General features: G+C 50.8%; 11 protein-coding genes and 1 tRNA gene. 5 read left to right on the top strand and 7 right to left on the bottom strand.

The window, feature by feature from the left end; genetic code table 11:
- Positions 1-12 precede the first annotated feature (12 nt).
- Both L2725_RS11525 and parC read left to right on the top strand, forming a co-directional pair.
- Positions 13-1,125 carry a PQQ-dependent sugar dehydrogenase gene (locus L2725_RS11525; RefSeq protein ID WP_428985286.1) on the top strand — a complete coding sequence of 371 codons (1,113 nt, stop codon included), beginning with the start codon at positions 13-15 and terminating at the stop codon, positions 1,123-1,125.
- A gap of 14 nt (positions 1,126-1,139) precedes the next feature.
- On the top strand, positions 1,140-3,407 hold the full coding sequence (gene parC / locus L2725_RS11520) for a DNA topoisomerase IV subunit A (RefSeq protein WP_249249093.1): 2,268 nt from the start codon (positions 1,140-1,142) through the stop codon (positions 3,405-3,407).
- 104 nt (positions 3,408-3,511) lie between these two features.
- On the opposite strand, the gene L2725_RS11515 is transcribed toward parC, so the two are convergent.
- A complete protein-coding gene (locus L2725_RS11515) occupies positions 3,512-3,703 on the bottom strand; it encodes a (2Fe-2S)-binding protein (RefSeq protein ID WP_115137145.1) in 192 nt (63 codons plus the stop codon).
- A gap of 235 nt (positions 3,704-3,938) precedes the next feature.
- On the opposite strand from L2725_RS11515, the gene L2725_RS11510 reads away from it, so the two are divergent.
- On the top strand, positions 3,939-5,513 hold the full coding sequence (locus L2725_RS11510) for a methyl-accepting chemotaxis protein (protein WP_249249092.1): 1,575 nt from the start codon (positions 3,939-3,941) through the stop codon (positions 5,511-5,513).
- 200 nt (positions 5,514-5,713) lie between these two features.
- Here L2725_RS11510 and L2725_RS11505 read toward each other — a convergent pair whose 3' ends face one another.
- From L2725_RS11505 to rsgA, 6 genes are all read right to left on the bottom strand, one after another.
- A complete protein-coding gene (locus tag L2725_RS11505) occupies positions 5,714-6,640 on the bottom strand; it encodes a D-2-hydroxyacid dehydrogenase (protein WP_249249091.1) in 927 nt (308 codons plus the stop codon).
- A 199-nt stretch (positions 6,641-6,839) separates the two neighbouring features.
- Positions 6,840-7,526, bottom strand: a complete 687-nt coding sequence (locus tag L2725_RS11500; protein ID WP_249249090.1) for a glycerophosphodiester phosphodiesterase — start codon at positions 7,524-7,526, stop codon at positions 6,840-6,842.
- A 16-nt stretch (positions 7,527-7,542) separates the two neighbouring features.
- Positions 7,543-10,734 carry a mechanosensitive ion channel domain-containing protein gene (locus tag L2725_RS11495; protein ID WP_249249089.1) on the bottom strand — a complete coding sequence of 1,064 codons (3,192 nt, stop codon included), beginning with the start codon at positions 10,732-10,734 and terminating at the stop codon, positions 7,543-7,545.
- 74 nt (positions 10,735-10,808) lie between these two features.
- Entirely contained in the window at positions 10,809-11,708 is a 900-nt protein-coding gene (locus L2725_RS11490) for a DMT family transporter (protein WP_249249088.1), read from the bottom strand.
- Positions 11,689-12,552, bottom strand: coding sequence for an archaetidylserine decarboxylase (asd, locus tag L2725_RS11485; protein ID WP_249249087.1), 864 nt, complete (start codon positions 12,550-12,552; stop codon positions 11,689-11,691). The genes L2725_RS11490 and asd overlap by 20 nt, the downstream gene beginning before the upstream one ends.
- A gap of 23 nt (positions 12,553-12,575) precedes the next feature.
- Positions 12,576-13,640, bottom strand: a complete 1,065-nt coding sequence (gene rsgA / locus L2725_RS11480; RefSeq protein WP_249249086.1) for a small ribosomal subunit biogenesis GTPase RsgA — start codon at positions 13,638-13,640, stop codon at positions 12,576-12,578.
- A 113-nt stretch (positions 13,641-13,753) separates the two neighbouring features.
- On the opposite strand from rsgA, the gene orn reads away from it, so the two are divergent.
- Both orn and L2725_RS11470 read left to right on the top strand, forming a co-directional pair.
- Positions 13,754-14,299, top strand: coding sequence for an oligoribonuclease (gene orn, locus L2725_RS11475; RefSeq protein WP_249249085.1), 546 nt, complete (start codon positions 13,754-13,756; stop codon positions 14,297-14,299).
- Positions 14,300-14,412: 113 nt separating this feature from the next.
- Positions 14,413-14,488 (top strand) — tRNA-Gly (locus tag L2725_RS11470).
- The last annotated feature ends 160 nt before the right edge of the window (positions 14,489-14,648 follow it).

The following is a 14,648-nucleotide window of genomic DNA, read 5'->3' as shown; positions in this document are numbered from 1 at the left end:
TAAGGGCCCGAAATGAAACCGAAAGGAAATATCACAAGATGTGTCGGTTTGCTGTCATTGCTTATCGCCAACCTGAGCATAAGTGCCCAGGCTTCGGTGATGCTCACTGTCAGCAAAGGCTTTGGAATGAGTCTTTATGCTTCGGGCCTTGGCGATGTCAAACAGATGGCATTGGGCGATAAGGGCACTCTGTTTGTCGGCACTGGTGACACAGGTCACCTGATGGCGCTGGTTGATGAAAACCAGGACGGCAGGGTTGACCGGCGTTATGTGCTGGATCGTCATATGAAGCGGCCTGAGGCCCTGGCGTTTTATCAGGGCGATCTGTATGTGGCCGAGGATGACAAAATCCTGAAGTTTCTGGATATTGAGACCAGACTCAAGCGACCGGGACGCCCCAAAGTGGTTTACTCAGGGCTGCCGCCAGTTGAGAAAGGTGCCACGCGCTCTATGGCATTTGGGCCCGATGGCCGACTTTATCTGGCGTTGGGTGTTCCCTGCAATGTATGTGATGCCAGAGCGCCCTACGGCAGTATTTTAGCCATAGACCCTGACACAGGTAACGCTGAGCAGGTTGCGACAGGCGTTCGTCGGGTGCTGGGGATGGACTGGTCTCCGGATAAGCAGGAGCTTTGGTTCGGCGACAACAGCCGTGAATGGATGGGAGACAATCTGCCTGCTGATGAGATCAACAGGTTGGCAAAGCCCGGCGAACATTTTGGCTTTCCCTATATGCATGGCGAAAGCACCCGGGAGCCAAGTTTCAAGCTGCCATCTCAAATGAATATTCGAAAGCCTGAGTATGAGCTGCCGGCTCATGTATCTCCGGCGGGTGTACATTTTTATCGGGGCGAGTCATTTCCGGTCAAGTTCAGACAGCAGTTGTTTGTGGCTGAACATGGCTCTACCAATCGCTCAAGCAAAGTAGGGTATCAGGTGGTGGTATTGTCTCTGGACGGTAACAGAGTTACTGAACGTACCACCCTGGTGAGTTTTCTGGATGGAGAGTTTCCGGTAGCCAGACCCTATGCCTTAGTAACGGCGCCGGATGGTGCCTTATATATTTCCGACGACCTGAAAGGCAATATTTACCGCCTTTATTACAAGGGTTTGGAAGCAGAATAACAGGAATTGAAATAATGAGTGATTCAATAGATTTGAGTCTGGATGGTGTAGAGCAGATGCCATTGCGGCGCTTCACCGAAGACGCATATCTGAATTATTCCATGTACGTCATCATGGACCGGGCTTTGCCTCATATCGGTGACGGCCTGAAGCCGGTACAGCGCCGTATTATTTATGCCATGAGCGAACTGGGTCTCAGTGCGCAGGCTAAATATAAGAAGTCGGCCCGTACTGTAGGTGACGTGCTGGGTAAATATCACCCCCATGGTGACAGTGCCTGTTATGAAGCCATGGTATTGATGGCGCAGCCATTCTCTTATCGCTATCCGTTGGTGGACGGTCAGGGCAACTGGGGTGCGCCTGACGATCCCAAGTCATTTGCGGCAATGCGTTATACCGAAGCCAAGCTGTCCAGGTTTGCCGATGTATTACTCGGAGAGCTGGGACAGGGGACAGTCGATTGGGGTGCCAACTTTGACGGCACCATGAAGGAGCCATTGGTACTGCCTGCCCGACTGCCACACATTCTGATTAACGGCATTACCGGTATTGCCGTAGGTATGGCGACAGATATTCCGCCTCACAATGTTCGCGAACTGGCATCTGCCTGTATCGAGTTGTTGGAAAACCCAAAAGCGGATTTACCCCGTCTGATGGAGTTTGTGCCGGGACCTGATTACCCAACAGAAGCGGAAATCGTGACCCCAGCGGCTGATATTACCAAGATTTATCAGTCCGGGCGTGGCAGCATTAAAATGCGTGCTGTGTACAGTGTCGATAATGGCGAGATCGTCATTACAGCTCTGCCTCATCAGACAGGTGCTGCAAAGATTCTTGAGCAGATTGCTGCCCAGATGCAGGCCAAGAAGTTGCCTATGGTGACAGACCTGCGTGATGAATCGGATCATGAGAATCCGGTCAGATTGGTCGTGGTTCCTCGCTCCAATCGCATTGACTGCGATCAGCTGATGGCACATCTGTTTGCCACTACAGATCTGGAAAAGAGCTTCCGGGTTAACCTCAATGTATTGGGGCTGGATGGGCGTCCAAAGGTCAAAGGTCTGCGAGAGCTGTTGACAGAATGGCTGGAGTTCCGCTTAACCACAGTCAAGCGCCGATTGGCATTCCGCCTGGATAAGGTGCTGGCCCGCCTGCATATTCTTGATGCTTTGATGATCGCCTTCCTCAACATTGATGAAGTGATAGAGATCATCCGTTTCCACGACGAACCCAAGGCTGAACTGATTGCCCGTTTTGGTCTGACAGATAAACAGGCCGAAGCGATTCTTGAACTTAAGCTGCGCCACCTGGCGAAGCTGGAAGAGATGAAGATCAAGGGCGAGCAGAGTGAGCTGGAAGCTGAGCGTGAGAAGCTTGAGCAGTTGCTTGGTTCTGAACGTCGTCTGAAGACGCTGATCAAGAAAGAGCTGACCAAGGATGCTGAGCAATTTGGTGATGACAGACGTTCTCCTTTGATTGAACGCGGAGAATCCAAGGCGCTGACTGAACAGGAGCTTATCCCTGCAGAAGCGGTAACTGTAGTGCTGTCAGATAAGGGCTGGGTGCGTTGCGCCAAGGGTCATGATATTGATGCCGAAAGTCTGTCTTACAAAGCCGGTGATAAATATCTTTGTAGTGCCCAGGGACGAAGTAATCAACCCTCGGTATTCCTGGATTCCTCCGGGCGCGCGTTTGCCACAGAAACCCATACTCTGCCGTCTGCCAGAAGTCAGGGCGAGCCTATTACGACCCGCTTCAATTTAGCGCCAGGCGCCTTGATGGAGCATGTGGTATTGGGTGATGAGTCGCAGCATTACCTGTTGGCCAGTGATGCTGGATATGGCTTTATCTGTAGCTTTGGTGACATGGTATCCCGTAACAAGGCGGGTAAAGCCCTGTTGAGTTTACCGGCCAATGCCAAGACGCTGCCGCCTGCAAAAGTGGACATGGGAGCCAACCCATCGATTCTGGCTGTGACCAACGAAGGCCGTATGCTGGTGTTTGGAGTTGATGCACTACCTCAACTGAGTAAAGGCAAAGGTAACAAGATCATAGGTATTCCTTCCGAAAGAGCTAAAAACCGTGAAGAGCTGCTGCTGCATTTGCAACTGGTGCCGGAAGGAAGTGCAGTCACTCTGTGGGCAGGAAAGCGTAAGCTGACACTCAAGGCATCAGATCTTGAGCACTATCGTGGTGAAAGGGGACGCCGAGGGGCTAAGTTACCACGGGGCCTGCAAAGAGTCGACAAGGTTGAACTGGGAGAATCTCTCGGCGGCCTGTAAACCCAAACAAAAAACCGACATCCAGTGTGTCGGTTTTTTTATGCCTCTGCAGTTATTTCTGAGTTGGCTTGCCGCTGTTCACGGAAAGATAGTCAGCAACAAGGTCAGGCTACTTCGTAGTAATTGGCTTTGGCATTTGCCTCGGCCTTTATCATCTGCCCCGTTTGTTTAAGGCATTTACCGCAGGAACCACCCATACCCAATTTCAGGCGCAGCTCAGCCATACCGGTAACACCTTCGGCAAGCGCCTGTTTGACCTGACTCTCTGTCACCCCATGGCAAACACATACATACATCAGTGAATAACTCCAGCTTAAATACGAGAGGAAGTGTAATTGAGAATTGTTATCATGTCCAATATCGGGTGGTTCTAATTAATAGATACTTATTTATCCGGCGTTATAAAAAAGTGTGATCTACACTTAAATCTGCCGGGCGGTGCCACAAACTGAAGTTTGTCCGGAACAAATGCCTTTTTCAGGGCGCTGGCTCAGCGCTCTTTATGAAATTGAGTTGCTTTCGGGAGCGAGTATGAGAAACAACCAACCTGTTACCCAAAGAGAGAATGATTATCCTTCGGATTGGATACTGCTCTCGACAACTGATACCAAAAGTATCATCAAATATGCTAATGACTCCTTCTGTCAGGTGGCAGGATATAAGTTGTCTGACCTGGAGGGGAATCCCCATAACATGGTGCGGCATCCGGACATGCCGTCGGCGGCCTTTGCTGATATGTGGAGCACCATCAAGAAAGGTAATCCCTGGAAAGGTTTGGTCAAAAACCGGTGTGCCAATGGCGATCACTACTGGGTGGATGCATTTGTCACTCCAATCTCTGAAGGTGGCAGGGTCGTCGAGTATCAATCTGTCAGGGTAAAGCCGAAGCGGGATCAGGTAACACGTGCAGAAGCGGCTTATAAAGAGCTGAATGAAAAAGGTTCTGTCGCTGCTTTGAAGCGTCGTATCAGCACCCAGACCAAGCTGACTGCTGTCAGCATTGTGGCGCTACTTCCTATGTTGTTTCTTGCTGCGCAAACCGGTGTCGCTGGCTGGCTGGCATTTATTGTCAGTGCAGCTGTGCTGTTTGGTGGCGGCTTCGCCGTGATGTCTCATTTCCGAAACATGGTTGCCAAGGCAAAAGATATTTATGACAGCCCTTTGATGACCTATTTGTATACCGGGCGCAACGATGATGTGGCAGATATTGAGTTGGCAATGCAGATGCAGGCTTCTGAGCTTAAAGCTCTCTTGGGGCGGGCATTGGACTCATGTGAGCAGTCGAGTGAAAATGCCGTATCGTCCAGTGCGATGAGTGAGGATGTACAGGGCAACAGTGCTTCCCAGCAAGCGGAAATGGATCAGGTTGCAACTGCTATGCAGGAAATGACGGCGACCCTGGCAGATATGGCATCCAACTGTTCAGATGCGGCGACCGCTTCCGAACAGGCTTCGGGAGAAGCGGTTAACGGCGATCAGATAGTGGCACAGACTGTCAGTGCCATTGAGTCCATGTCAGGTCAGCTAAAGGAAACCTCAACCTTTGTTGCGGATCTTGAAGAGCACAGTAAAGGCATTGGCACAGTTCTGGATGTTATTCAAAGTATTGCAGAGCAAACCAATCTGTTGGCACTGAATGCCGCCATTGAAGCAGCCAGAGCCGGCGAGCAGGGGCGTGGTTTTGCTGTGGTAGCAGATGAGGTGAGGGCGCTGGCACAGCGAACCCATGAGTCCACCACTGAGATCCAGGGCATTATCAATTTGCTGCAGCAGGGAACCGATAAAGCGGTCAGAAGTATGCAGCATGGTGTGGATGCCGCTTCAAACTGTGTAGACAAAGCCAATGAGGCTGGTGAAGCCCTGAGGGTGATTCGTGAAGCGGTGGCCTCCATTACCGATATGACTCACCATATTGCCAGTGCAGTTGAAGAGCAGTCGAGTGTCTCCAATGAAGTGAATCGCAATGTGGTGAATGTTTCCCAGTTGACGACTGCCAGCAATCAGTTGGGCCAGGAGATGGTGGTACTTAACCGCGGCGTGCTGGATAAGATCAGTTCACAGAAAGTGTTGGTCGAGCAGTTCCTTGAGCGAAGTCTCAAACACTAATTAGGTTTCCATGACACGAACCGGCGCAGCAGCGCCGGTTTTTTATGGCTGATACGGCTATGATGAGATTAACCTTCTATGGGGATAGGTATTAGCGGACTTGAAACATTGTGGGAATCAAGCTGGCTATATTCTCGTGCCGGATGACAGACAAAAAAGCCGGTGCATTTGCACCGGCTTTTTGGCACTTTCCCTACTTCTCAATACCCCTGTTGGAAACAAACCTGATGGGTCAGGCTTTGCCCCGTAAGGTAACGCTTATAGTTCAGGAAGAAGATCTCCATCACCTGTTCAGGGAAACTGGGTGCAGCAATATGCGGGGTGATTGTCGCATTTGGCCTGGCCCAGATGGGATGGTCGTAGGGCAGGGGTTCCTGATTAAACACATCCAAAATGGCCTGCTGATCAGGCTGGCGTGACAGCTGAGCGTCAAGCGCTTCCAAATCCATGACGTCGCCTCTGCCAAGGTTAAATAAAGCGGCATTGGGTTTGATCAAGGCCAGAACATCTGCGTTAAGGATACCCCGGGTCTGCGGCGTACTTGGTAATACGTTGGCGATAGCGTCTGCCTGAGCGATAAAGTCCGGCAGGTCATCCATATTGCCAACCCGGTCAAAGCCGTCAACAGGTGTTCCGCAGCGATTGATACCGGACACCAGCATGCCAAAGTGCTTGGCTGTGGTGGCGATATGGCGGGCAATCGAACCGGTTCCAAGCAGCAACAGGTGTTGTCCCTGGAGGGTTTTGTAACTTCCGGGGCGCCAGACCCTTTGTTCCTGCTGTTGGCGATACTTGGCGTGTTGGCGTTTGTGAGCCAGCAGATATCCAAACAGATATTCGCTCATCAGCGGCCCAAATATGCCTTTAATATTGGTCAGTAAATAGTCCTGCCGCAGGCGTGGTCGCATTAAGGCATCAACGCCTGCATAGGTAGATTGCAACCATTTAAGTTTGGAGGCATGTCCGAGAAGTGGAGCCGCCAGAGCAGGCTCGGCCAACCAGATGTCAGCTTCTTTAATGTTGCTTGGTTCTTCTCCAAGCAGAATTAAACCCGAAGGAGCGCTGTTTTCCAGTATGCTGCGATACTGATCGTTGTCTCTGGTTAACAGCAACAACTTGTGTTCCATAGTAATTTCCGTAAGTTCCGATTACAGAGATGGACCGGTGACCGCCTTTGAATATTGCAAGGTGTCACTCTTCTAATAATGGCAAAGATCCGCCCGCTTGCTGCAGTTATGGCTTTAGGTTGTAGCGGGGGCGTACTTTTTTATTAGTATCATGCATTAGACTGATGTTGCCATAGCTGCGGCGAAATGATTAATTTTTCTACTGTAAAATCTGCTGGGCACGGTCAGGATAGTTGGTAAATATGCCATCTACACCCATTTGCTGCATCCATAGTATGTCCTGCTCTCGGTCGACTGTGTACACATAGACCTTGAGTCCCCGGCTATGGGCATCGGATACCATCTCTTCGGTGATAAAGTTGACATCCAGGTGAATAGAGAAAGCGTCGAGCTTATCGCCACAAGCTGCAAAATCCAGTGGTACACCCTCTACCAGTGGTGCGACCAGAGCTTCGGGCAAGGCCTGTTTCACCTCAAGCAGGTATCTGTGATTGAATGATGAGATAAGCAGTTGCTGACTGGTGTACCCCAGTTCACTGATCAAGCGGGGATAAAGTACTATCAGTGGCTCTGCAGTGTTTTCTCCCTTCAGTTCAATATTGACCAGCGGTCTTGGTTGCATTGCGGCCATAAGTTGCCACAGCGTTGGAATGGGTTCCCCATCCAGACTAACCTTTGCCAAAGCTGCTTTACTGTGGCCGGAAATCAGTCCCTTTCCGCTGGATTTAGGATCCAGCCAGCGGTCGTGAAAAACATAGAGTTCATCCTCAACCAGATGAATATCCAACTCAACGGCGCTTGCTCCCATATCGAGTGCCAATTGCATGGCTTTAACTGTATTTTCAGGGGCGTAGCCACTGGCTCCCCGGTGGGCAAATATCAACATAACAAGTTACCTTTGATCAGCGTATCAGCCCCTGCCCCGAATCGCGTTGTTGCGGGCTGAGGTGGATCTCCAGCTGAGGGTAAGCCAACTCAAGGTTGTTTTCTTTCAGCTTCTTGCTGATGAGTTTATGCAGCGCATGGCGAAGTGGCCAGCGGGCATTCATATCTCTGGCGTACGCTCTGACCTCATAGTCTTGAGTATGCTGACCAAAACCGGCAAACCAAACCTCTGGTTCTGGTATCTCCAGTGCTTCATTGCACTCTTTTACTGCCTGGTACAGTGAAGCTTCTACTTTGGCCGGGTCTGAATCCCTGGAAACTGCGACATTAATAATGACCCGGGTGATAGGGTCTGACAGGGACCAGTTAATCAACTGCTCGGTAATAAAGGCTTTGTTGGGAACAATAATCTCTTTGCGGTCCCAGTCGATAATGGTGGTCGCACGGATTTGGATCTTGCTGACAGTGCCGGTCAGATCCCGAATAGTCACTGTATCGCCAATTCTTACCGGCTTTTCAAACAGAATAATCAAACCGGAAATAAAGTTGGCGAAGATCTCCTGCAGACCAAAGCCCAGACCAACCGACAGAGCCGCAATCAGCCACTGCAGCTTGTTCCACTCCATTCCTAGAGTTGAGAATCCCACCAGGGTGCCGAACAGCACCACCAGATAGCGACTGACAGTGGTAATCGCAAAGCCTGTGCCCGGAGACAGTTCCAGCCGTTGCAATATCATCAGCTCCAATAAGCCTGGCAGGTTGGTGGCAATCATCAGCGAGAAGGCAAAGATAATCAGTCCGAAGAATACTGACTTCAGGGTTACAGGAACCTGTTGCTCAATACCATTGATACTGGTGTTGCTGGTCCACAGGGTTACACCATCAAGGAAGGAGAACAGCGCTGTGTGGGTTTGGCTCCATAAACCAATTAAGCTTGCCAGCAGAGCGAGTAACAGCAGTGATCGAACCAATCCCAGTGACTGACTGGATATGGTTTCCAGATCCACAACCGGCTCTTCGTAGGTATCCAGCTGCTCGCTGCTTGGGGTCTCGCCCTTCTCACGTTGGGCCAGGATCTCTGCGCGTCGGGCTTTAGCACGGTCGAATGCGATTCGACGACGTTCAATCAGCATCCAACGTCGGATAAGCTGGTAGATAAGCAAGAAACTAAGACCCAGTACCAAAGACAACTGCAACTGCAGCAACATCTGGAAGGCGGTGAAGTAGTAACCCAGTAGTGCCAGTACGGCACTGACTAAGGGGACCAGCAGTAATGCCAGCCATAGCACTCTGTGGAGCAGCTTCTTGTTCTTGCCATCTTCATCACCACTTTGGCGGAATCGGCGTGAAATGGTTAATGCATCCTTGTACAACATAAACAGCTGAATACAGAAGATGATAAATGCTCCCCGGCCCAGACTGTTACGTAAAGGTGATGAGTCCAGCACTTCGGTAAAGCCCATTAGACCCAGCAGCGGAGTGGCTAACCAGACAAAGCGATGCAGTCTGGCACTGACATCCTGCATCACCTGAGGCGGGCGTCCGAAGTGGGCAATAAGCACCCCTTTATCCTGCGCCAGCAGAGTGTAGAAGCGGTACAGCAACTGCAGACAGCCCATTGCCACAATGCCCATGCCTACTGCCTGAACAAAGTTGTGGGATGCGCCATAAAAGATAAGGCCGGCAGCAATAATCGGCATAGGCCAGATCAATGAATACCCGGCGGAGACCAGCAGCGCCTTGAAGGTATAAATAAAGTTGTCCTGGGTTACATTGCCCACATTGGCGGCGTAGCCATTGAGGGTGTTGGTATATTTGGGGGCCAACAGATCCTGAACCATCAGACAAAGTACCAGCAGGATGATCCACCAGGCCCACAGGTGCTGTTGTTCATCCAATGCTTTTGGCAGCTGTTGCCAGGGTGCTTGCTCAGCCAGCCAAACTGTCGAACTGTGCAGCTCGGTGAGCCACAGCTTGCCGATAGCATTGGCGTTCGGCACCCAGAACAGATGTTCATTGAGGGTACTTTTCAGGGTTTCATATTGCTGGGTCAGCTGCTCATAGCTGAGTTTAAGCTTGGCCAACTCCGCCAGATAAAGATCGAAGGCCTCCAACAAGCGTCCAATCAGTACCTGCTGAGAGTTCAATAACTTCTGCTGTTCGGGAGTAATAGCTGTTTCGCTGAGATCCTGTTGGTTGAGTACCTGTAGCTGCTCTACGTGGTAGCGTGCCAGACGGGTATCGGCGATCTCCCCCTGCAGTTTTTCAGGGCTGGGGGGCTTGGGCAGGGCCTGCAGCATCTGCAGGAAACGGTCACCAAAGGCTGAGTTTACTTTTACCCAGGTGATCTGCTCCTGAATATTGGTTAGTTGCTTGGCCTGCTGTTGGTATTGGGTCTCAGCTTTCGCCTGGGCTTTCAGTGTCTGATTAATATCGCTGGTCAGTGCTTTGAGCTGATCTCCCAGCTCAAGATTAACCTTGTTGATCTCGATGGCAATGGGGTCTGTCAGTTGGTCATCAGCGACAATATTGCTGGCCAGAGTCGCATCAGTGTTGGATTGTTGCCGGGCACTGATAGCCTGATTCAGAGTTTCGATTTGCAGTTCCTGCTGATGCAACTGTGCTCTGACCAATTGCAACTGCATTTGTGCCATTTCGAGTCGCGCCGGACTGCTATCCAGCTCAGCTTCCAGAGTGAGGAGTTGCTGCTGGTATAGTTGTCTCTGAGCGTGTTGCAGGGCACCGGCGGGAGAGTCCGCAGGTAACAGGCTTGTTCTTTGATTCTGCAGAGCGGTGTCTCTGGCATCCCGGATCAGCCGGGGCAACTGTTTTTGTCTCTCAAGTTGGGTGCTTATTTGCTTACCCAGCAGGGACTCACTCTCTTTTAACTCCGAAAGACGAAGATGTGCCAAAGAGGCCTGCTGACGTAGATCTACCTCTCTTTCTACCTGCAGAGGCTGTTGAGTTTGTCTTTGCTGCTCCGCCAGGTTGAGACGTTGGGATGATAACTCCATCAGGGAGCGGTTATAGTTGTCCGCCGCCTGTTTCAACAGGGCGATTTTCTCCTGCAACTGAGCCAGTTTTTGTTGCTGAGTCAGCTCCTGAGTTTGATTGCTGTTCATGCCAAGGCGCTTGTCGAGGCCAAGCGTTGGATTGGCTTGGGCCAAAGCAGGGAGTAAACACAGCAGCAGGAGGAGTATTCTAGTCATGGGAGTGGTGGAAAGCCGTATCGTTCGAGAAGGATCTTAACTAAGTTACCTGCTGAATGATACGGGGTATATGGTTATTTCAACGCGTTTTTTGAGCGATGACTCTGGGCTGTTTCAAACAGGGCCGTGGCGACGATAAGGGTACCACCGATAAGGGTTGTCAGCTGCAGCTTCTCGTCCAGAAACAGATAGGCGAGCAGTGCACCGTAAAAGGGTTGCAGACAGGCGACCAAACCCACGGTTTTTGCTTTGAGGTGGCCAAGTGCTGAGGTAAACAGCGCATGGGGCATTGCGGTAAATACAACTCCAAGCAGCAGGAACAGCCACCAGATGTTTGCAGACAGTTGTGCCGGGTTAACCTCAAGAAATGGTAACAGCATCAGGGCCGCAACCAGTGTTTGGTAAAACATGGCGTGGGACCCTGAGTAACCGCTGAATCTGTATTTGTGCAGCAAGTTACGGGCAGTAAACAGCATGGCAGACAAGATCCCCAGTATAATGCCCAGAGTGACCTTATTGCCTAGGCTGGCTTCAGGTATCAGCAGATAGACGCCGAAAAGTACTACCAGACCGCTGACTATGTCCCGAATGGCTGGCTTGTCACCGTGCAGCAATGGTTCAATCAGTACCGTCATTACCGGATAACAGAAGAAGGCGATCATACCTATTGCCACCGATGATAACTGCATGGCGCCAAAGTAAGTAACCCAGTGCAGTCCCACCAGAACGCCAAGCAAAATGGCGATTCCATAATCTCGCAGGCTTTTGAGTCTGATTGGCTTGCGACTGGCTTTAACCAGCAGCGCCAGAGCGACAGCTGCAATAGCGGCACGGATCATGGTGATGTCCAGCGCATTTAACGGCAGCAGGCGGGAAAACAGGGCGGTGCCACCAAACAGCAGTGTGGCGAGGTGAAGTTGCAGCAGCCCCTGATGGGGCGCTGCAGTATGAAGATCAGTCGCGGATCTTGGCAAAAGGGCGTCCCATCCGTGTGACGGCTTCAGGCGCAACGCCATCGGCAAATGCTTCCAGTGCATTTTCAGCGAACAGCATGACTACAGTGCTGCCAAGTTTAAAGCGACCCATTTCGGCGCCTTTTTCCAGAGTGATAGCTTCAGGGCCTTCGGTTGGGTAATCCCAGGTGAACACCTGCTTGCCTGTTGGCGGGGTGACTGTACCTGCCCAGACAGTTTCGATACTGGCGACTATGGTTGCGCCGACCAGCACCATGGCCATTGGGCCAATCTCTGTTTCGAAAATAGCGACTACACGCTCGTTGCGGGCAAACAGCCCAGGAACATTTTGTGCGGTTAACGGGTTGACTGAAAACAGTTCGCCCGGCACATAAGTCATTTTCGATAAGGTGCCTTTAAGGGGCATATGGATTCTGTGGTAATCCTTGGGTGCCAGGTAAATCGTTGCGAAGTCACCGCCTGCAAAGCGTTTGGCATCATCTTCCTGATTACCCAACAGGGCCAGAGAAGTAAAATGGTGACCTTTAGCCTGAAATATACGACCTTCTTCTATTGGTCCGCATTGGCTGACAGCACCATCTACCGGGTGCACAATCATCTCTTCATCATCGCACAGCGGACGCACCCCGGCTTTCAACTCGCGGGTGAAAAAGTCATTGAACGTCTTATAAGCTTCCGGCTCGCTTTGGGCTGCCTCGCTCATATCGATTTTGTACTGCTTGATAAACCACTTGATCCCATTGGTGGTCAGTGCGCCCGCTTCCGCGGCGGCAAGTTTGCCCACCAGACGGGACAGCAGGTGTTTGGGCATTACATATTGCAAAGCCACTTTCAATTTATCCAAGGTAAGTTCCTCAACAAGGTTGATTATTCTCTCTCGTCCATACCGGGACGGAAATGGCGAGCGTGCCTTTGCTCGTCCAGGCTGGCGATTATTCTGTGATAGTTCTGGAATCTGTCCTGCGCAATTTTGCCTTCTTCTACTGCATCCCGTAAAGCGCAGCCCGGGTCATCCCCATGTTTGCAGTCACGGAACTTACAGGAACCAAGGTAATCTCTGAACTCGACAAAGCACCAACCGACTCGCTCAGCTGGCAAATGCCACAGGGCAAACTCCCGCACCCCGGGTGAGTCGATAAGATCGCCTCCAGAGGGGAAATGCAGCAGTTTGGCTGTCGTTGTTGTGTGTTGACCAAGGCCAGATACGCCAGAGACTTCACCGGTCAGCAATTCGGCATCCGGCATCAGCGCATTAATCAATGATGACTTGCCCACACCGGACTGACCGGCAAACACACTCACTTTATCTTGCAACAGGTTCTTCAGATCTTCGATGCCTTCACCGGTTTTCGAGCTGACCTGATAGACCTGATAGCCAATATCTCTGTACCTTTGCAGCGCGGCTTCAATCTCGGGTCGACTTTGGTCATCCAGCAGATCTACCTTATTAAGGACAATAACCGGCGGGATCTCAGTATCTTCAGAGGCAACCAGATAGCGGTCGATAATCTGAGTCGTAAAGCTGGGCAATACAGACGAAACAATCAGGATTTGATCAATGTTGGCAGCGATGATTTTCACGCCGTCATAAAGGTCAGGTCGACTCAGTTGAGATGTACGTGGGTGTACAGCCTCAATGACACCTGCCACGACAGCTTGCGTATCTTTATTCAGACGTACGACGACCTTGTCGCCGCAGACCAGACTGCCAATTGTACGTCGCATATTGCAACGGGTGATCTGACCATCCTGGGTTTCAATATCAGCATGTTGGCCATATCGGGAGATCACTGTTCCAAGCTGTTCGGCTTCAAGTGAACTATCCTGTATGTCAAGAGACTGATTTTGTTGATCAGCTTTTTGCAATCGTTTTTGATGGTTGGCGCGCATCCGGCGCAACTGACCACGACTAAGGGGTTTCTTTTTACTCACAGATGCGTCTCATCTACAAAGATGATTTTGTGTCGTTTAAAAAAGCAGTATGATACACGGTCTTGAAGAAAAAAGCCTGAGTTTGGGGCGAAACGAGGAAGATAGGCAGATCTATGACTGCAGATGTAAAGAACCTGATTTGGATTGACCTTGAGATGACTGGCCTGGAGCCGGAAACCGACCGTATTCTCGAGATCGCGACCATGGTGACTGACGAGAACCTGAATGTATTGGCTCAGGGACCGGTTATTGCAGTTCACCAATCCGATGATGTCCTTGCTGGCATGGATGACTGGAACCAGAAGCATCATGGTGAGTCAGGCCTTATCGACCGAGTGCGTGCCAGTGAACACTCAGAGCAGCGCGCCATGGAAGAAACCCTGGCGTTCCTGCGTGAGCATGTACCTGCGGGCAAATCACCTATGTGTGGTAACAGCGTGGGTCAGGACAGACGCTTCCTTAATAAATACATGCGTGAACTTGAAGATCACTTCCATTATCGCAACCTTGATGTGAGCACCATTAAGGAACTGGTACGTCGCTGGCAACCTGAATTGCTGGACGGTTTTGTGAAGCAAAATACCCACCAGGCGCTGCAGGATATCAAAGAGTCTATCGGTGAAATGCGCTATTACCGTGAGACAATATTCAAAATTTAACCGCTTGGAAGATTATTCCGAATGTAGGGGTTGCAGGGATAGCAAATTTGCATATAATGCAGCCTCACTTCTACGGCGGTCCCTGTTTCAGTTGTACTTCCGATAGCAAGAATGCGACATTAGCTCAGTTGGTAGAGCGATACCTTGCCAAGGTATAGGTCATCGGTTCGAACCCGATATGTCGCTCCAAATTCTGACCTCACAGTCATAAAACGTGAATGCGACATTAGCTCAGTTGGGAAAGTGAAGGAACGATACCTTCTTTCTTACCAATAGGGTGAAGTCCTTAAAAACTGTGATGCGACATTAGCTCAGTTGGTAGAGCGATACCTTGCCAAGGTATAGGTCA

Source organism: Shewanella corallii (genome assembly GCF_023349125.1).
GTDB lineage: Bacteria > Pseudomonadota > Gammaproteobacteria > Enterobacterales > Shewanellaceae > Shewanella > Shewanella corallii.
Note: the sequence above shows the minus strand (reverse complement) of the source record. Positions and strands in the feature narration are given on the sequence as shown.